We start from the raw sequence: 19035 nt of genomic DNA, 5'->3' as shown, positions 1-19035 counted from the left end.
CCAGATCGGCGTATTCACGCTCGGCCGTTTCAATATCTTCATCAATTTTAACCAAGCGCTTTTTAGCCGCTTCGTCGTCATCTTTTTTGACCGCTTCGCGTTCGATTTTTAATTGGATGAGTCTGCGTTCGAGCTTGTCCATTAGCTCGGGTTTGGAGTCTATTTCCATGCGAATGCGGCTACCGGCTTCATCGATAAGGTCGATGGCTTTATCGGGTAGTTGCCTGTCGGTAATATATCGCTGCGACAGTTTAGCGGCGGCCACAATCGCTGAATCAGAGATATCAACACCGTGATGCACCTCGTAACGTTCTTTAAGGCCACGCAAAATAGCAATAGTGTCTTCTTCGCTGGGTTCATCCACTAATACTTTTTGAAAGCGGCGCTCCATAGCCGCGTCTTTTTCGATGTATTGGCGATACTCATCTAGTGTGGTCGCGCCAACACAATGTAATTCGCCACGCGCCAACGCTGGCTTGAGCATATTACCGGCATCCATAGCGCCCTCGCCTTTGCCTGCGCCCACCATGGTATGTAGCTCATCAATAAATAAAATGACGCGGCCCTCTTGTTTACCCAGCTCTTTAAGCAAATTTTTAAGGCGCTCTTCAAAGTCGCCTCTAAATTTAGCCCCGGCTAATAACGAGCCAATATCGAGCGATAATAAGCGCTTGCCTTTAAGGCCTTCGGGGACCTCGCCGTTAACTATACGCTGTGCAAGGCCCTCTACAATGGCGGTTTTGCCTACACCGGGCTCGCCAATGAGTACAGGGTTATTTTTTGTGCGGCGCTGTAAAACTTGTATGGTGCGGCGAATTTCATCATCGCGGCCAATAACTGGGTCGAGCTTGCCGGCTTCGGCGCGTGCAGTTAAGTCAACGGTGTATTTTTCAAGTGCTTGACGATTGCCTTCGGCATCGGCATCTTCTATTTTTTCACCGCCGCGCACTTTATCAACGGCCGCTTTTAATGCGGCTATACTGCCAAATTGTTTCAACAGCTGGCCAATACTTAAATGGTTTTCGCCCATGGCAGCGAGTAATACCGACTCACTGGAAATAAACTTATCGCCGGCTTGCTGGGCGACTTTGTCGGCTAAATTGAGTAAACGACCCAGCTCGGGTGACATTTGCACATCACCGGTTGGATTTTGAATTTTGGGTAAGTCTTCGAGTTTTTTGGTGAGCGCATTTCGAAGACCCGGCACATCAAAGCCTGCCTGTGCCAACAAAGGTCTTACCGCACCGCCTTGCTGATCTAGCAAGGCTTGCAATAAGTGATAGCTGTCCATATTGGCGTGATCGCGTCCCATAGCAACAGATTGTGCATCTGATAACGCGACTTGTAATTGGTTGGTTAAACGATCGATTCGCATGGTCAATAGCTCCGTAAACACTGTAATAAGGGCACATTAAGCAGCTTTTTAATGTGTTTGCTTTTTATTGCTTAAAAGATGGGGGGCGCTAGGTTAATATCAATAGGAGCGCGCCACCCCTACGATAAAAACACGATATAAATCAAGAATAGGCTGAATATGCTAAATAAAATTTCACGATTCGTATTAATCTGTATTAGCGCAACCCTAGCGTTTGCGCTAAGTGCTTGCACGCATATAGGCACCTTAGAGCAAGCCAATGTTTACAATGCCGAGTACTTTGCCAATAAACAAGTCATGGTTAGACCGGTCAGCATTGAATTTTCGAGCCACTGGTTACGCGATCACCGCCGCGACCATACGCAACGCGATATCGACAAGCTTAAGCAACGTTATAGCGACTCACTCACTCGCTCGCTTATCGCTCATCTCGAAAAACAGGGCTTTACGATAAGCTCTGCGCCAAGTGCGCAGGTTGCACAGCTGCGCATTACGCAAATGCGTATTAGCGCACCCGACTTTAACGGCCCTTTAAGCAAGCTGTATTCAAACGAGGAGCATGGTGCAGGCGACTTTGCGCTTACCTTCACCCACGGCGAGCATAAAGTGGCGCAATTTATCGATCACCGCAAAGTGATGCAAGGCATGGCCGGCCAAATGAATTTAACCAATCGCAGCTTAAATCAACATGCGTTTGATCGCACCCTTGGCCGGTTTGTGCGCGATGCGCTAACGGTGCAGCACTCAGCTCCGCAATAGCTGTGATTACATGGGCGGCGCTAACTGCTGGATATGTGAAAACCGCCCGTCATCACTAAAATAAATGGTAAAGCGGCCGTTCACGCCACTGTGTGTTACAAAGGGCTGTAATATTTTTGCGGGGAAGCGCACACGTCTGCCATCAACAGCCGTGGCCAGTACGTTGCGCGCAACACCTTGATACAACAGTAAGTATTTGCGCGCACTAATATTGAGATGAATCTCTATCGCTTGTGGCATATCGATAACGGTAATGTAAAACGCCCAATGAAGTGTCTGTCCATTAATAAGATAGCTCAAATTTTTCAGGATTCGCACTCAAATTGTCAGCTAGCGCTCATCCAAAGCCCGTACCATAGCGCCGACATAAGGCCCATATGTAAACTCCCAATCCCTAACAACCCTAATCGATAGATACCCACACATGCGCCGAGACCACCGCCCCTATTGGCTAAAAAAAATACTCAAAAAAATAAACCATTGGTACAGCCAGCGCTTTGTCGCCCCAGCTTTTGATGCGCTAGGCGCAGGTGCCCAATTTTTAGCGCCGCAATCGGTACAAGTGCATGGCCCTAATATTTGCGCAGGGCGTTATTTGCACTGTATTAGCCACCCCCATAAAGCCGTCAAAATCACAACATGGGGCGATAAAGTAGGCAAAGGTGCTATTCGTATTGGTGATTATTGTTTGATCGCCCCAGGGGTAGAGATCACCTCGGCCGAGGCCATTACACTCGGTGATAGTTGCATGTTGGCCGCCGATGTCATGATTCACGATTGCGATTGGCACGGTCTATACAACCGCTTACGGCCCTTTCGGTGCAGCGCGCCGGTAACTCTTGGCAACAACGTTTGGATAGGTGCCCGCGCTATTATCACCAAGGGCGTCACAATTGGTGATAATAGCGTGATTGGCGCGGGCAGTATTGTGACTAAAGATATTCCAGCCAATGTCGTGGCCGCCGGCAACCCGGCCAAAGTGGTTAAAACCCTCAACCCTAAACGTAAAATGCTCACGCGTGCGTTTTTGTTTCAGCACGGTGACAGCTACTGGCAACAACAAGAGGAAGTCGATGCCTTTTTTACCCTCGACAACACCACTATCGATTGGTTAAGGACAGTGATTAAACCGTCTAAACACGACTAAACGTAGGGTTAAACTCAAGAGCTAAAATCAGACTTAAGCGCAGCCGTTAAGCTCAGTCAAAACCCAATGACTAGCCAATAAACTATACCGCTATTGGCTAGTCACCTTTGCTTAAAGACTTTTAACAACAATCTCATACACATCACTCGACAATTCAGGCTCTGAATGTATGCGCTCTAGCGCCTCTCGCATTAATTGCTGACGATTGGTGTCGTATTTCTTCCACTTAACTAAAGGTGATAATAAACGCGCCGCAATTTGCGGATTTTGTTTATTTAAGACAATAATTTGATCGGCTAAAAACTGATAGCCCGAGCCATCTTCGGCGTGGAAGTTAACGGCATTGTAGTTGCAAAACATGGAGACAACACTGCGAATTTTATTGGGGTTTTGACTGTCGTAACCTGGGTGCTCCATCAACGTCTTAATACGCGCCAAGGCTCCAGGCTCTGCATTGGTCGCTTGTACACTCAACCACAAGTTAACCACAAGAGCTTCATTTTGCCAGCGCTCGTAAAAAGTATTGAGCGACTCAGCTTTAAGCGATGTTGCTGCAGGGTCTGTACACTTCACCAATGCACTCAATGCCGCTATTTCGTCGGTCATATTATCGCTGTGTTTAAATTGCGTTAGGCAGGTGTTTAGTATTGACGCGTCAGGGGCTGCCATTAAATAGCTTAGTGCACAGTTTTTAAGGCTACGTAGGGCAACATCTTGCGCATTAAAGCTATAGGCTTTATCACTTGAGCAACGCTCATACGTACTGCGCCATACACTGACATAATGCGCGGCTATTGCACCTTTTAGCGCTTCACGGGCACGGTGTAATAAATGAGGCTCAATGGGTGTCGATAAACCACTCATGTAAGCTTCGCTAGGTAGCTCACACATTAATGCCACCATGGCAGGGTCGAGGTTCTCATCGGCGAGCAACTGCCCGATGCCGTCAAGCAATAGAGGCTCAACTTGCCACGATTCTTCTTTACGCATAGCCGCCATCACATCAAAGATAGCCACAACCGCGAGTTGCTGAAAGGCATCAAAGCGCGTAAAGCCATCTTTATCTTGTGTTGCGATATGTAATAAATCGCTTTTCTTGTATGGGTATGCCGATTTAACCGGCGCCGAAAAACCTCTAAAAATAGTGGGCACAGGCTCGCTAGCTACATGATGAAAAGTAAAGGTTTGCTCTGACTCGGTAAGCTCAAGGACAACTTCGTCACTATTGAGCGCCTGCCCTTCTAAAGTTAAGGCTTGTGGGCCTTGAGCCCCTAATAAAGCGACATTCACAGGGATAAGATACGGCTTTTTTTGTGCCGATGTGGCCTCTGGGGTATCGGGGCAATATTGTTTGAATGTGAGCTTAAAGGTTTGCTCTTGTGCGTCATAATCACCGGCCGCTTGTACAACCGGTGTACCCGCTTGGCTATACCAGTACTTAAATTGTGACAGGTCACGGCCACTTGCCTCCTCCATGGCGCGCACAAAGTCTTCGATGGTGGCGGCTTCGCCATCATGGCGCTCGAAATAAATATCGGTCGCTTTACGAAATAGCTCAGGCCCTAATAGCGTGTGGTACATCCGCACTAACTCTGCCCCTTTTTCGTAGATGGTCAGCGTATAAAAGTTAGAGATTTCCATATAGCTCGCCGGTTGTACCGGGTGTGCCATTGGGCCGCTATCTTCTGCAAATTGCATAGTCCGCATCACACTGACGTCTTCTACGCGCTTAACCGTGCGCGACCCCCTATCGGCCGAAAACTCTGCATCTCTAAAAACGGTAAACCCTTCTTTGAGGCTAAGCTGAAACCAATCGCGGCAAGTCACGCGATTACCCGACCAGTTATGAAAGTATTCGTGCGCAACAACCGCCTCTACACGGGCAAAACCGGCATCGGTTGTTGTTTTGGGGTTGGCCAGTACACACGAGGTATTAAAAATATTTAAGCCCTTGTTTTCCATAGCGCCCATATTAAAGTCATCAACGGCCACGATCATAAAAATATCTAAGTCGTATTCGCGGCCATATACCTCTTCGTCCCAACGCATGGAGTGCTTAAGAGATGCCATTGCGTGCTCGCATTTATCGAGATCTTTGGCTTCTACAAAAATCTTAAGTGTAATCTCACGTGCGCTCATGGTGGTGAATGAGTCTTCGACCACCGCTAAGTCACCAGCGACTAACGCAAAAAGATACGCCGGTTTTTTAAAGGGGTCGTGCCATGAGGCTTTGTGTAGGCCGCCATCTAAATCGACCGCCTCAATAAGATTACCGTTCGATAATAAAACAGGATATTGCGCTTTATTTGCAATAATAGTTGTTGTAAATTCACTCAGTACATCTGGGCGATCGCTGTAATAAGTGATTTTACGAAAGCCCTCAGCCTCGCACTGTGTACAGTACATGCTGCGTGACTTATAGAGCCCCTCTAGGGAGGAGTTACGCTCAGGGGCAATTTCGGTGACACACGTTAAGGTGAATGCGGCAGGCAAATGAGTCAGTGTTAAGCCTTTATCACTTAACACATATTCATCAGCCTTTAAGGGCTTACCGTCAATGGCTAAACTTTTGAGTGTCAGTGATTCGCCGTGCAAAAATAGCGTGCCCTTGGTTGGGGCTTCGGGGTTTGCCGCTAGCGTTAAAACCGATGTTACTTCTGTTTTGGTTGGGTCGAGCTTAAAGGTCAGGTCGGTTGTTTTGATGAAAAAGCTTGGTACCGTGTAATCTTTAAGATAGTGCGTTGTTAACATATTGTCGCCATTGAGGGTATCGGTGCTGTGACTCATGATGGTTTCCTTTACTGTTTATTAGCTGCTATTTCCACTGCAACGGCTGTTCTATGGTGTGTATGTGGCTGTCATCAGCACAAGGTTGCTCTTTTGGCGGCACAAAACCGGTGCGCTGCTCTTTAGCAATATGGGCATTTTCATAGACGATAACCGCCTGCATACAGGTGTGTTTTTGCTCTTGGCTTAACGCGACGCCATTAGGCCACTTGCCCAGCGCAATGGCCTCTTGAAAACGCGCATAAATTTGTGGCGTCATATTCGCCAATATTTGATCGGGGTTTAACCCTTCTTGATTCGTCACATTCAAGCCTTTCTTTAATGGTTTTGATATAGCGGGTGTTGATACACATGATGTAAAAACAACGGTCTTGGTATTTATGGCTTTGGCACTTGTCGTCGTGCCATTAGGTTTTTTCGGTTAGCCACTAAGGCAGTGAGCGCGCCACCTAAGGCACCACCTAAGTGAGCCCCGTTGGCCACTTGCACACCAAATAATAATGTAAAAAAGGGTGTAAAGCCGGCCAATAAAAATACGGCCAGCCAAATATACATAGCGCGCGGCAAAATAAAGGCTTTAGTGGGGTTTACACGCTGAGTAATATAATTAAAGGTGAAAACGCCATAAACAACGCCCGACAACCCGCCAAACATGGGGGAGTGATCCCAAAAATACTGTAGCCCATTACCTGCAAGCGCGGCACATAAACACACCAACGCATACCACTTAAAACCCCACAAACGCTCAACCCAGCTGCCCATTTGCAACATGGCCATTGCATTAAAAATAATATGGCCAATGCCAAAGTGCAAGAATATAGGGCTCAAAGCGCGCCAAGATTCTTGCCATTGCCAAGGCGCAACAAAAAGTCGTGTATCTACAATTTTGATCGGAGTAAATGTCATTAGTTGATACAGCGTGAGCCAAGGCATTGCCACAATACAATAGCCAATAGCACCCAGTACAATTAAAGCCACCGTGATAGGCGCCATTTTAATAAAGGTAAAAACACCGCTCAATACGTGCCCACCCTCTTCGGTATCATTGACCGTATCAGATACTACAGCTGATAAAGGGGGCGTGATAGATGATGAGTCTGCCGTATCTTGAGCGCTAGCGCTTAAAAAACGCTTAATCACCTCTACGGCTTGTGCCACCGATGCTTCATTGGCTAACCATAGTACCTGCTCTTGTTGCTCTTCGGTAAAGCGATGAAGAATATTGTGCTCGGTAAGCGCCTTATCTAGAGGGCTTAAGTTAAGCTCGGCAGGGAACCGGGCAAGGCAAACAGCTTTCATTTAAAGACCACACTACACGATAAATATTACTGCGCTTCTTCGCGCTCAACACTGACCCAGCAAAATTTACGATTATCTAATTTTTGCTCACCATCAAACCGGTAAGCCACTAATTTGCCATATTTTACGGCACTGTAATCCAAACAGGCGACATTAGGGCGCAATATTTTGGGAGTACCTTGTAACCAATAATGCCCAATAAATACTGGACGCTCATTATCACCATAATGCACTAAGCGTGCGCGTTCGGCATCACTCAAAGGTGTATCAATCAAATAGTCAGGTAAAGGGTCTGGCTGAAAAACAACATCGGCATAGGTTTGCGGGCTTTGCGACCAAAAACGTGTTCTAAATAAACTGCGATCAATGCCATCACGCCCCTTAATCAACACCCCCGGCGGAAGATGCATTGAGGTGCCGCGTGTTAAACGGCTGAAGACCGCCGCGGCAAAGCTACTGTGGTTTTCGGTAGCGGCGACAAAGGTATCATCAACATGGCCCGCAGCAAACTGTTCTTTCAAACGGTCAATTAATACACTATCCCAGCAAGCATGTACGACCCGAAAGCTCTTCTTTTCGATATACAAAGGCAGTGTTTTAAACCAGTCAAGCATCATTTCCCAGTCTTTGGGGTGCTGCTCAAACTGCTCTAATGTTTCTGCAATCAAGCGGTCATGGTGAGCACTATGAGGCCTAAGATAGCGTAAACTGCCACCATTATTAAGCAGCGTAAAATACGCAATGGCATAAAATTCGTGGTTACCCAAGACACACTCTGCTTGCTGCGCTTGGCACATATCACGCACTATGTGAAGTGCTTCGCGAATGCGCGGACCACGATCAACAATATCTCCGACAAAAATGGTTTTGCGGGTGGGGTGGTAATAACCCTGATCATTATTTTGGTAGCCCATTGCTTGGAGTAATTTGACCAGTGTTTTTGCGCAACCGTGCACATCACCAATAATGTCATAGCGTGCAGAAGTTACATGTGGCTGATTAGAGCTAAGCATTGGCGTAAAATCACCGTATTAAGGGTTATTGACTGGCGTGCACAGGCGTTTTTATCCGCATTATTGTCTGTGTCTATTTTATGAATCCTTTTGGTGCAATTTCAACCCTGATTTGGCCTTTTGCTGCGGTATTGTCATGGCTTTGTCATGTCCCGATTGTAGCATTGTGGCAACCTGCCAATGGGTGTCACCTTATACATTAGCCGATCAAGGCTCTTAGAATACGACTCGTTCGCGCTGCGACAAGGGCCCCGCACCGCGTGCTCAGTAGTTACCCCCTTGGTAGGTCATCAACACAAGGGGATCAGCCAGCATAATAAACAGTATATGCCATAGCATGCTTTTACGACTGCACTTTATGTCTCTTCGTGTTGAAAAGCCGCCCGCGAAGCCCAACCAAGCTTAGAGCGACATACCTCGTAAAAACGATGCCCTGTAGGGTGTACGAGCTTTAGGCGGTTAGGGCTTTTAGCAATTTGCACTTCATCACCGGTCTGCGTCACTATATGCGCCTGACCGTCACAAGTCACATGCGGGTGGACATCGCGCTGCTCACCGACCACCAAGCGAATATCACTATTGCCAGACACCACAATAGGCCGACTACTTAAAGTATGGGGGTTCATGGGAACTACCACCAGCGCATCAAGAGATGGATGCATAATGGGGCCGCCACCGCTCAGCGCATAGGCCGTAGAGCCTGTTGGTGTTGAGATAATCAGCCCGTCGGAGCTTTGCTGGTACACAAAGTTACCATCAATGTGCAACTCAAAATCTATCATGCGGATAAATTGACCTGGGTGCAGTACCACATCGTTCAGCGCGAGCGACTGCCCCACTACTTTACCGTGTCTACGCACAGTGGTTTGTACTAAAAAGCGCTCTTCAGCCTCATACGCACCATCTAAGACCTCGCCCACTTTTACCTCAATATCATCAGGAGAAATATCGGTTAAAAACCCTAAACGGCCGCGATTAATACCCAGTAAAGGTACATCGGTACCTGCCATCAATCGTGCCGTCCCCAATAAACTACCATCACCACCCACCACAATCACCAAGTCGCATAAACTGGGTAACTGCTCACGCCTTACGCGCGTTACGGAGGTATCAGGTACTACCGCCCCAGTTTCGCTATCTAACAATACGTTGATATTGCGGGTATTTAAATAAGCAACCAAACGCTTTAACGAATAAGCCACTGCATCGCTACCCAAGCGCCCAATCAATCCGATACAACTAAACTCACTCATTAATAAACCCATTACGAGGCAACATTTGCCTTGAAGAATGACTCAGAAAATTATTCACATGAACTTTAATCATGGTGAACACCAACATTCATGCACTTTGATTATAGAGAGTATGAATAGGATATACAGGTTTGCAGCTGTTCCATGCCTCAAAACGATAACCCATACGCGAATCCTGTTAAGACTGACTCTATATCGCGATTCAAAAGTACCGTCATTGAGGGCTTTAATCACCTAGCGCCTTGCAGGCCACCACTATGAATCACCAGTACCCGCTGCCCTCGCCAGTGCTGCTGCTGTGCCAAATCAATCACTGCGGCCATCATTTTACCGGTATACACAGGGTCTAGGGCAATCCCTGTAGAGGCTTCTAGGTGCTGTATTGTGTCGCGCAGGGCGCCTTTGGCTGGGCCATAACCACCGCCATGTGCTTGCGTGTGTAACTGCCAGCACATAGGTGAAGGCTTTGAGTACATCGTTTCGCCTAATACAACCTCCTTATTGCCATAATTGGGATGGCGTAATACGCGCCTTAGTCGCTGTGCCATAGCTAGCGTTTGCTGAGTAAAATGCTGCGTCATTTTTGCTGAGCCCTTTAGCGCCAAAATACCATGAACCGCTATGCCCTCACTAGCCGCCATCACACCCGCAAGACTCGCACCAGTACCTGCCGCAAGCACAACGGCATCATAACGCTGGCAGCTTTTATTCAATACTTGCTGCACGCAACGCCAATATTCAGCCATACCTAAGGCGCCTCTTATCCCGCTGCCACCCTCTGGAATGATATAAGTGCCTTGTGTAGGCAGTCCCCATGTCGCTTGTTGCTGTTGCGTATGCTTGAGCTTGTACTGGGCACGACTCACAAACTGTAATCGCATCCCCATCGCTAGAGCATCTTGGAGTGTCGGGCTTAAATACGGCGGTTTCTCGCCGCGAATAATACCCACTGTTTGAATGCCTAGCTCTAGTCCCGCGCGCGCTAATGCATAAATATGATTGGAATACGCACCGCCAAAGGTCACGAGTACTTGAGCATTTAAAGTCAAAGCACGTTGCACATGGAAGTATAATTTATACAATTTATTGCCCCCTAAGTAGGGACACAGTGCATCTTCGCGCTTGATACTTACACTCACACCTGAAGCCTTCAGCTCAGTATGCTCTACAGGCTCAATAGGCGCTAATGAGGCGAATGCGCTAATAGGTTGACGCCACCACTGAGCCGCAAGTAAGCGCCTGCCGCTTGCATTGGCTAAGTCAGCGCTTAAAGGCACAGGTGATAGCGTGTTTACAGGGGAAAGCATCATAGGTTTCTTACATTCATTCAATACGCTTGGTATAACCTCAGTGTGAGTTACGCTTTATTTTGATGCTGTGGGCAACAATCCGATACACCAGGCATAAATTGCATAGGGCTTTCCATACGCTTCACATCTGCACCACAATAGCCGCCTTGGGCATCTTGTATGCGGCATACAGGCGCATGAAAATGAGCGAGCCAATCCAAATAGACCGCTTGGCTCACTTTACAATAAGCGGCCACAAAACCAATAGGGTTATTGATATATAAGGGCACTTCACTCACAGGGATATTAATATGGCCTAGACCCACCTGATAGGTCATAAAGGTGATGCCTTTGTCACTCATTGTTTGCAATAAATCACCATCGGCCATCAACGCGAGCTCGGTATTTTTCAACTTTAATTGGGTCATCTCGTCGTGTAGCTGAGCCTCGCGCTCGGCACGGTAAATAAGCTCAACCTCACGCCAATTCAGCAATTCTTTGTATTCAGACTCTGCGCTTGCGATCTGCTCACTCGCTTCGGTTTCATAATGCTCACGTAAAGCCGTAATAAAATCGGCTTCATGGCCTTGCGTGCTTTTGAGCTTCGACTCGTAGTGCTCACGCATTTGAGCAATTTTTTGCTCGCTTCCCTCTAATGTGCTTTTTAAGCCCTCTAATTGTGTTTTTGCGCTATCAAATTGGCGTACTTTATCGGCTAACTGTGCCTGTAAAGCGCCTAGTTTCTTTGCATATTGGGCTTTTGTTTCTTCGAGTTTAGCCATCGCTTGCGCAATGTCACTGGCGCCTTGCGTTTGGTGTTGCATCAACTGTGTAATTTGCGCTTCCATTGCGCGCGCATTATTGTCATGACTTACTGCGCTAGGGGCTACCTGGCCGGTCGTATTGGGCATATTTTCAGCAGCTTGGCGGCTAAAACCTAATTTATTCACCGCAATCGCATCGCTAATCCAGCCTAGTACTTTACCACTCGCGCTCAAGTCAGGGTTCCATAGCATTTCTTGATATTTAGGGTCGCTGCAATTTTGTGCCGTAGCCGCCTTCAAACCTACGTCATTGACCTTTGCTGTACGCGCGAGATTAACCAAGGGAATATTCCAGCTTGCCTCAACCCAACCTTCACTATCAAAGCTGATAACAAAAAAAACCGCCGCTTTGACTTGCAAATCAGCGCTCAGTTCAAGGTACACCGCTTTAGCCTCTTTATCGATCCATTCTTTTTCAGGTGTAAACCCCTCCAGTAATGCTTCAAACTCAGAGTATAAGAGCTCTTTGACAATACCCTGAGAAGAAAAAAACAAAATGGCGCTACGACTATCTTCACGACTACTAAACATACGCTTCCGCTTACCGTTTGTAATGATTAGTGACTATGGCGCACCCCAAAAAGGTGCGACTCAAACCATGACTATAGAAGAAGCCATCACTGGAATATAGCTTAATAAGGCAACTGGCTAGCCTTCGCGACTAAACGCTGACCTCATTTATCTACCTCTCATTATGTGCCTAACAGTTGACGTTTAGCAGCCCTATACTCTTGCTCAGTAAGAGCACCACTGGCTCTTAAGGCGCTGAGACGCTCTAACTCAAAAGTCACCCCAGACGAGTGATGAGTCGCATCAGCGGGCCTGTCTAAAGGTGCTGGAGGCTCGCCACCCCAAAACGCTCCTATTTTTTGAAGAATGTATTTGATCAGCCGCCATAACTGAGGCAGTAACCAAATCGCCAACACAATAAACACAACTAATAACACTAAAAATAACACCGGATGATTCAGTGCCGTCCACAGCCCGCCAACAACCAAAATATCTTCAAAAAACGAAGCCCCCCAGTTAGTCACAGGTTCGGGCGAGGTATTGATCAGTAAACGCGAGCCTGCTTTAGTGGCATGACTTGTGGTTGCTAAAGCCCCCCCGACTATGGCAGCGGCTAGCTCCATAACCGGTGCAACATCACCGACAGCGCCCGCAGCCAACAGCGCACCTGCCGGTATGCGAACAAATGTATGAATAGAGTCCCACGCGGTATCTACCCCGGGGACTTTGTCAGCAAAAAACTCCACGCAATACATTAACCCCGCCGCCGTGATGACCAATGGATTGTGGAGTATTTCAAGACCTGCAGGCAACTCGATATGACCTGTCGCGCCACCCAGCCCCAATACCAGCAACACCGCATACAAATTAATGCCGCTGGCCCAACTGGCTCCTAGGGTTAAAGCCAGTGTGGCAATGATGCTGTCGTAAGCTTCCATTTATGGCTCCTTGTTCATCTTTTTGTGCATGTTTTTGTGCATGGGTTTTAATGCGTTTTTGGTTTCTGTATTAAGGTGTGCAAGCAAGTAAGGGTTCGCCTGTACGTCTTGCTCTAATTGCCCAAGCCGCTCAGGCGTTCCTACATCGATCCAATAACCAGCGTAATAGTTCGCATAAAGCGCACGACGCGCCATTGCCCAGTCAAAGACCTCGCGCAAAGCGAACTTTTTACGCGCTTGAGGGTATTGGCGAATAAGTTTAGGACTAAGTACACTCACCCCCGAAAAGGTATAGCTCGCGCACTCAGTGTGCTGCTCGGGTTTTGTGGTGAGCAACCCCTCATCGACGATACAAAAATCTCCACTCAAATGGTGACTGGGATTATTAACCATCATACACACCCCCTCGCACGCGGCATTAGCCTGTAAGCGCCGACTGGCCTCCTTCAGCCAAGTACTCAGCGGTACATTACAAAACACATCGCCATTGATCAGTAAAAACGGCGCTTGGCCTAAATCTGGTAGCACAGCGCGCAATGCGCCTGCCGTTTCTAGCGGTTCGGGCTCGACATTAACCCAAATAGGCACAGCATTGTGCCGAGCGTGGATATAGGCCCGAATACGCTCGCTCAAATACGCCGCATTAATAATAATCTGCGTGATCGCGCTAATACGCTCTAGTTTGATCAACCAGTGCTCGAGCAAAGGAATACCCGCAACCGGCAATAAAGGCTTGGGGCAATGTTGAGTTAATGGCAGCATTCGCGTGCCCATGCCCGCAGCTAAAATCATTGCCTTCACGGTTGTATAACCACGCAACGATACCAAGGCTGCAAGGCACACAGCGGCAACAATACGCGATCGAACCAAGCTAAAAATGGCTGCAAAGCCTCATAGCGCCCGCACACGTCACGCACGTAAGCCACCACCAAAGGTAAGTCATGCAAGTACCCCATCTTGCCATCTCTTAGAGACAAGCGCGCAAATATCCCTAACACCTTAAGGTGGCGCTGCAATCCCATCAAGTCTAAGGTCTCTAATAATGCCTCGTCAGCAAGCCTTAAGCGCGCAGGCAGCGCTTGGTTATAGCGCATCGCTTGCTCACTGACAAAACTCGCCGGCCACTGCTGGTAACAATCTTTTAATAATGACACCCAATCATAGGTAATTGGGCCGATCACCGCATCTTGAAAGTCAATAAAGCCTAACTGGGCATCTTGTGCAACGGTGTCCGAGCACTGAATATTACGGCAATGTAAGTCGCGATGAACAATGACTTGAGGCTGCGCTTGTGCGCTGTTAATTAAGTGTTGGTAAAGCACTTGGAGTGATGCTTTTTCACACTCGCTCAACGTGTAACCAAGCAAGCCTTCAACAAACCACGGTTCAAACAAGGCCATTTCTTGCTGCAACCGATGAGCTGAATACTGAGGATAAAAGCCCTTAGGCGTTAATAGTTGTAACGTGCGCAATTGCGCGAGAACTGGCGCATAAATCTCTGCCGGTGTAGTACGACCCCGGCGGTTGGCCAATGCATCAGCTAACGATGTCGCGCCCAAATCTTCAACCAATAAAAAACCTTGTGCCAAGTCATGGGCGAATACTCGAGGCGCATGAACCCCCGATGTACGCCAATGCTCGCTAATGGCGACAAACTCCGTATGTTTTTCAGTCATTGGAGGACCATATACCGCCAGCATCGCAGGATCTGTATCCAAACGAATATACTGCCTAAACCCCGCATCACCTTCAATAGGCTTTGCCTCATTAAATGCAAGCCCCAAGGCCTGTAACTGGCCACGAACCCAAGCCAATAACTCTTCTTGTACTACCATTATTCTATCGCCTAGCAAGATTTATGCGCTTTTACGGTTTCAATCGTGAGTGCGCACCATTACAATCTGCGCCCAAACAATCAAAAGACGCGCATAAAAGACCCCGCAGTATGCCTAACCCCAATGCTGACGACAACGTCAGACCTCAGCAAAAAACGCTAAGTGCCTTCATTGAGCTCCAATCGCTTATGATTAGGACGCCCTTAATGTGCACGCTTTTTATCACCACCGGCGCCCTTGCTGAACACGCGCCCCAACAACATACAGCATCAGCAACGACTTATAAAACGACCACTCGCACAGCCGCTCAAACCGATTGGCAAGCCCGAGACCAATTAACGCCTGAACAAATCAGTCGCCTCAAACCGGCTTGTTACGGTATTTATGTTGACCCTTTTGCCGACAAGCCCACCCCTGACCCAGCGAATACTTTAATTGAAGTTGATGCTGGCGCAGCCAACATGAATACCACGCACATCGAATTAAGCCAAGGTGTTCATGTACGCCAAGGCGCGCGTATTATTGAAGCTAACGCGATGAGCTTTGACAAAGAAACCGAACAAGCGAGCTTGCGCGGTCACGTCATGATTCGTCAAACTGGCAGTCTCATTTTAGGTCATACCGCCAGCGTGAATATGATTGCTAATGAGGCCGAATTTACCGATGGTAGTTTTGTGATACATGCACAGCACCTACGTGGTACCGCTGGACGCTTAGCACACGCGTCCAGCGGTAAGCTCGTGTTAGAGAACGGTACCTTCACCAGCTGTGAACCCAACGATAAGTCATGGTTATTATCGGGCAAAAAGTTAACCTTAGACCCTGACGCTCAACAAGGTTATGGCCGAGATGTTGTGATTCGTATCGCTGGTATTCCCGTTTTGTACACACCATATATTCGCTTTCCGTTAGGCAGTGAACGCCAAACGGGCTTGCTAACCCCGAGCATTGGTACGGTCGATGGTGGATTAGATTTTGCCCAGCCGTGGTACTGGAACATTGCTCCCAATCAAGATGCTACCATTACGCCGCGCTATGTTAACCGGCGCGGCGCCATGCTCGAGGCCGAATATCGCTATCTTGCGTATACGCACTCCAATCAAGTGCAGTTCTCCGCACTACCTAACGACAGAGGGGGCGATAACGCTAACGAAAATGCCCTCATTGCAACCGGCAAAGCGACGGAACAAGAATTGCGCCCACACAAAGGAGACTCCCGCTGGTTAATGCAATTTGACCATGAGGGAGGACGACATCAACCTTGGTACAGTGCCATCAATTATGGGCGCGTTAGCGATACCGACTTTTTACGTGACTTACCTGCGGCTAGCTTTAATGTAGCCAACGAAACCTACATGACACAAAATGCCCGTGTAGGCTACGATTTTGCGAATTGGCATGTGTCGGCCAATTTTTATAATGCGCAAAATTTATTAACCGATATCGATGACTCTTATCGCCGGTTACCGCAACTTCAGGCCGAGGGCAATTACCGTTTAGGGGATTTTGGCGCCAGCTTGTACCATGAGTTTGTGGCATTTGATCATCGTCAAGAGCAAAAACTTAATGGTCAAGCCATTATCACCGGTGAACGCACGCGCTTAGACTATCAGCTACACTATCAGCGCGATACTAGCTGGGGGTTTATTAAGCCCAGTATTGGCGCCCAAGGCATGAGCTACAACCTCGATAAGGACGAGCTCAAGGCCACCGCCAACAGCACGCCCACATTATCAACCCACTATGCAAGCTTTGATAGCGGCTTGATTTTTGAGCATGCCAGTGGGCGTCAAAGCCTAGAGCCTCGGCTGTTCTACTTCTTTAGGCAATACACCGATCACAGCAGTTTACTGAATGTCACTTACGATAATCAAAGTGTCAACTTTGATACCTCACCACTAACATTTAGTTACAATCAGCTTTTTAGGCCGCATCGCTTTACCGGTGGGGATCGACTCGATGACGCCAATCAAATGACTTTAGGTCTTACCCACCGCTATTTACGCGAAAATGGTCAGCCACTATGGGATATTAGCGTCGGTCAGTTGTTTTATTTTGATGATCGTAAAGTCGGCTTAAACGCGACGGCAGACACCGCTGAAGAGTCCGATCTTGCAGGTCAATTTTCGGTCAACCTCACCGAAAACCTACGCACTTTAGGCAGCGCGCAGTTTAACCCTAAAACCAACAAGTTAATGCGTGCTAACATTGGCACACATTTTACCCATGGCGACTGGCTGCTCAATATTGATTACCGATACGCACGTGAGCAAACCTTAAACGGTGGCAGCTTAAGCCAAAAAATTGATCAGCTGGATGTCTCCTTTTATTTGCCCACCAGCAATCAGTGGCGTTTAATTGGCCGATCGTTTTACGATTTGGATGAAAAGCGGGAACTTGAAACCTTTGTTGGCTTCGAATATGACGCTTGCTGCTACCGTATTCGCACTGTCGCAAGACGCTGGCTTGATGCCAAGTTGGCCAGCGGCACAGAAGATACACGACGCCCTTATGACCAAGGCTTGTTTTTTGAAATCGAGCTGATGGGCCTTGGTAGCTCGGGCAAGCGCATTGAAAGCCTTCTAAAAGACAGTATTTTTGGCTATCAAGATAAACAATAAACACCGCTTAAGCATTCACTTAGACAACATAATATTAATAAATTTGTGCCCTGGCACATCATTGGACCTTATATGAAAAATCCGCTTAGCTACCTTGCGGCCTCTCTAGCCTTTAGTGCCTCCGTTACGTTTAGCAGCCTAGTGCCTAGTGCGGCTGCCGAGCCGCAATTACTCGATAGTATTGCTGCGATTGTAGATAATCAAATTATCTTACAATCCACCCTCAACGAGCGTATCACCGCTATCGCCGCCAATGCCGCACGCTCTAAAATGGCGCTACCCGAAGCCAGCGTGCTTCAAGAGCAAGTGCTTGAACACTTGATTGTCGAGCAACTTCAAGTGCAAAAAGCCCGCCGCTATGGTGTCAACATTGAAGATGCCCAAATCAATGCCACCATCAAAGAAATGCAGCAAAAAAACAACCTCACCGACGCACAATTTACCGCACAGCTTGCACTGGAAGGGCTCACACTTAGCCTGCTTAAAGAGCGTATAGAACGCGATATGTTAATCCAGAACATTCAGCGCGGCTTAGTCTCTCAACGTATTACCGTGTCGAACCTAGAAATTGACAACTTTTTGAAGTCGGCTGAGGCACAATTTTGGCTCTCTCCAGAGTACCATTTGGGTCATATTTTAGTCGCCCTTCCTCAATCGGCCACAGAGGCTGAGATCGAGTCCGCCAAGGCACAGGCACAATCACTGTACGAGCAAGCCACAAAGGGCGCGGTCTTTGCCGAACTCGCCATTGCCTATTCAAAAGGCCCTAACGCACTAAAAGGCGGTGACCTTGGCTTTCGCAAGACCAGCGACCTACCGAGCTTATTTGCTGAAATAGCGCCTACGCTGAGTATCGGCGGTGTTTCTAAGCCTTCGCGCAGCGCGGCCGGCTTTCACCTGATTAAACTTTACGAAAAACGCGGTGAAGACACTCAAGTTGTTAAGCAATTTAAAGCGCGTCATATCTTAGTGAAGCCCTCAGCCATTTTAACCGACGAAGAAGCCGAGCAAAAACTCATCACCATTCGCCAGCAAATCATTGATGGCGCAGACTTTGCGGCACTCGCCAAAGAGCACTCTGAAGATATTGGCTCTATGCTCGCTGGCGGCGACCTTGGCTGGTCAAACCCTGGGCAATTTGTACCCGAATTTGAAGCCGCCATGACACAAACGCCCACCGGTGAGATTTCGGCACCTTTTCGTAGCCAATTTGGCTGGCATATATTGCAAGTACAAGAGCAACGCGATGAAGACATGACGCAAGCGGTGATTCGCAATAAAGCGCGTAATATTTTAACGAACCGCCGCTTTGAAGATGAGCTACAAGTTTGGCTGCGTGAGTTGCGTGACGAAGCTTTTGTTGAAATTAAAACCGCGAGCTAATG

Annotated in this window: 16 protein-coding genes; 4 read left to right on the top strand and 12 right to left on the bottom strand. The window is 47.9% G+C overall.

What is annotated here, in order from left to right; translation table 11 throughout:
• Positions 1 to 1375 (bottom strand): Clp protease N-terminal domain-containing protein (locus tag AC438_RS09015; protein WP_156317043.1); only part of this gene is annotated, 1375 nt, incomplete at its 3' end.
• A 159-nt stretch (positions 1376 to 1534) separates the two neighbouring features.
• Between AC438_RS09015 and AC438_RS09010 the strand changes: the two genes are divergently transcribed.
• Positions 1535 to 2134, top strand: coding sequence for a hypothetical protein (locus AC438_RS09010; protein ID WP_053980923.1), 600 nt, complete (start codon positions 1535 to 1537; stop codon positions 2132 to 2134).
• A 6-nt stretch (positions 2135 to 2140) separates the two neighbouring features.
• On the opposite strand, the gene AC438_RS09005 is transcribed toward AC438_RS09010, so the two are convergent.
• Positions 2141 to 2452, bottom strand: coding sequence for a DUF2835 domain-containing protein (locus tag AC438_RS09005; RefSeq protein WP_338011124.1), 312 nt, complete (start codon positions 2450 to 2452; stop codon positions 2141 to 2143).
• A gap of 106 nt (positions 2453 to 2558) precedes the next feature.
• Here AC438_RS09005 and AC438_RS09000 point away from each other — a divergent pair, with 106 nt between their 5' ends.
• Positions 2559 to 3281 carry an acyltransferase gene (locus tag AC438_RS09000; protein ID WP_053980921.1) on the top strand — a complete coding sequence of 241 codons (723 nt, stop codon included), beginning with the start codon at positions 2559 to 2561 and terminating at the stop codon, positions 3279 to 3281.
• Between the two features lie 111 nt (positions 3282 to 3392).
• Here AC438_RS09000 and pepN read toward each other — a convergent pair whose 3' ends face one another.
• The 10 genes from pepN to AC438_RS08950 all read right to left on the bottom strand — a co-directional run bounded on the left by pepN (position 3393) and on the right by AC438_RS08950 (position 15029).
• The gene (gene pepN / locus AC438_RS08995; protein ID WP_053980920.1) at positions 3393 to 6068 is read right to left on the bottom strand and encodes an aminopeptidase N; all 2676 of its coding nucleotides are present in this window, start codon (positions 6066 to 6068) and stop codon (positions 3393 to 3395) included.
• Between the two features lie 28 nt (positions 6069 to 6096).
• Entirely contained in the window at positions 6097 to 6372 is a 276-nt protein-coding gene (locus AC438_RS08990) for a YeaC family protein (RefSeq protein WP_238376359.1), read from the bottom strand.
• Between the two features lie 74 nt (positions 6373 to 6446).
• On the bottom strand, positions 6447 to 7367 hold the full coding sequence (locus AC438_RS08985) for a rhomboid family intramembrane serine protease (RefSeq protein ID WP_053980919.1): 921 nt from the start codon (positions 7365 to 7367) through the stop codon (positions 6447 to 6449).
• Between the two features lie 26 nt (positions 7368 to 7393).
• On the bottom strand, positions 7394 to 8380 hold the full coding sequence (locus tag AC438_RS08980; protein ID WP_053980918.1) for a metallophosphoesterase: 987 nt from the start codon (positions 8378 to 8380) through the stop codon (positions 7394 to 7396).
• A 356-nt stretch (positions 8381 to 8736) separates the two neighbouring features.
• Positions 8737 to 9633 carry an NAD(+) kinase gene (locus AC438_RS08975; RefSeq protein ID WP_053980929.1) on the bottom strand — a complete coding sequence of 299 codons (897 nt, stop codon included), beginning with the start codon at positions 9631 to 9633 and terminating at the stop codon, positions 8737 to 8739.
• A gap of 230 nt (positions 9634 to 9863) precedes the next feature.
• Positions 9864 to 10943: a 1-aminocyclopropane-1-carboxylate deaminase/D-cysteine desulfhydrase gene (locus AC438_RS08970; protein WP_053980917.1), complete on the bottom strand. Its 1080-nt coding sequence runs from the start codon at positions 10941 to 10943 to the stop codon at positions 9864 to 9866.
• Between the two features lie 47 nt (positions 10944 to 10990).
• On the bottom strand, positions 10991 to 12277 hold the full coding sequence (locus AC438_RS08965) for a hypothetical protein (RefSeq protein ID WP_053980916.1): 1287 nt from the start codon (positions 12275 to 12277) through the stop codon (positions 10991 to 10993).
• A 161-nt stretch (positions 12278 to 12438) separates the two neighbouring features.
• The gene (locus AC438_RS08960) at positions 12439 to 13194 is read right to left on the bottom strand and encodes a DUF4126 family protein (protein ID WP_053980915.1); all 756 of its coding nucleotides are present in this window, start codon (positions 13192 to 13194) and stop codon (positions 12439 to 12441) included.
• Entirely contained in the window at positions 13195 to 13986 is a 792-nt protein-coding gene (locus AC438_RS08955; protein WP_053980914.1) for a nucleotidyltransferase family protein, read from the bottom strand.
• Positions 13987 to 13991: 5 nt separating this feature from the next.
• A complete protein-coding gene (locus AC438_RS08950) occupies positions 13992 to 15029 on the bottom strand; it encodes an aminoglycoside phosphotransferase family protein (protein ID WP_053980913.1) in 1038 nt (345 codons plus the stop codon).
• A gap of 110 nt (positions 15030 to 15139) precedes the next feature.
• Between AC438_RS08950 and AC438_RS08945 the strand changes: the two genes are divergently transcribed.
• The gene (locus tag AC438_RS08945; RefSeq protein ID WP_162230716.1) at positions 15140 to 17650 is read left to right on the top strand and encodes an LPS-assembly protein LptD; all 2511 of its coding nucleotides are present in this window, start codon (positions 15140 to 15142) and stop codon (positions 17648 to 17650) included.
• Between the two features lie 72 nt (positions 17651 to 17722).
• The gene (locus AC438_RS08940) at positions 17723 to 19033 is read left to right on the top strand and encodes a peptidylprolyl isomerase (protein ID WP_053980911.1); all 1311 of its coding nucleotides are present in this window, start codon (positions 17723 to 17725) and stop codon (positions 19031 to 19033) included.
• Positions 19034 to 19035: the final 2 nt, after the last annotated feature.

Source organism: Marinagarivorans algicola, assembly GCF_001292705.1.
In the GTDB taxonomy this organism is placed as follows: Bacteria; Pseudomonadota; Gammaproteobacteria; order Pseudomonadales; family Cellvibrionaceae; genus Marinagarivorans; species Marinagarivorans algicola.
This window is presented reverse-complemented; position numbering and strand designations above follow the sequence as displayed.

Bases quoted from the DNA above. Each gene is read 5' to 3' on its own strand.
- AC438_RS08985 (WP_053980919.1), bottom strand. From the start codon at position 7,367: ATGAAAGCTGTTTGCCTTGCCCGGTTCCCTGCCGAGCTTAACTTAAGC.
- AC438_RS09000 (WP_053980921.1), top strand. From the start codon at position 2,559: ATGCGCCGAGACCACCGCCCCTATTGGCTAAAAAAAATACTCAAAAAA.
- AC438_RS08955 (WP_053980914.1), bottom strand. From the start codon at position 13,986: ATGATTTTAGCTGCGGGCATGGGCACGCGAATGCTGCCATTAACTCAA.
- AC438_RS08940 (WP_053980911.1), top strand. From the start codon at position 17,723: ATGAAAAATCCGCTTAGCTACCTTGCGGCCTCTCTAGCCTTTAGTGCC.
- AC438_RS08975 (WP_053980929.1), bottom strand. From the start codon at position 9,633: ATGAGTGAGTTTAGTTGTATCGGATTGATTGGGCGCTTGGGTAGCGAT.
- AC438_RS08980 (WP_053980918.1), bottom strand. From the start codon at position 8,380: ATGCTTAGCTCTAATCAGCCACATGTAACTTCTGCACGCTATGACATT.
- pepN (WP_053980920.1), bottom strand. From the start codon at position 6,068: ATGAGTCACAGCACCGATACCCTCAATGGCGACAATATGTTAACAACG.
- AC438_RS08970 (WP_053980917.1), bottom strand. From the start codon at position 10,943: ATGATGCTTTCCCCTGTAAACACGCTATCACCTGTGCCTTTAAGCGCT.
- AC438_RS08950 (WP_053980913.1), bottom strand. From the start codon at position 15,029: ATGGTAGTACAAGAAGAGTTATTGGCTTGGGTTCGTGGCCAGTTACAG.
- AC438_RS09010 (WP_053980923.1), top strand. From the start codon at position 1,535: ATGCTAAATAAAATTTCACGATTCGTATTAATCTGTATTAGCGCAACC.
- AC438_RS08960 (WP_053980915.1), bottom strand. From the start codon at position 13,194: ATGGAAGCTTACGACAGCATCATTGCCACACTGGCTTTAACCCTAGGA.
- AC438_RS08965 (WP_053980916.1), bottom strand. From the start codon at position 12,277: ATGTTTAGTAGTCGTGAAGATAGTCGTAGCGCCATTTTGTTTTTTTCT.
- AC438_RS08945 (WP_162230716.1), top strand. From the start codon at position 15,140: ATGCCTAACCCCAATGCTGACGACAACGTCAGACCTCAGCAAAAAACG.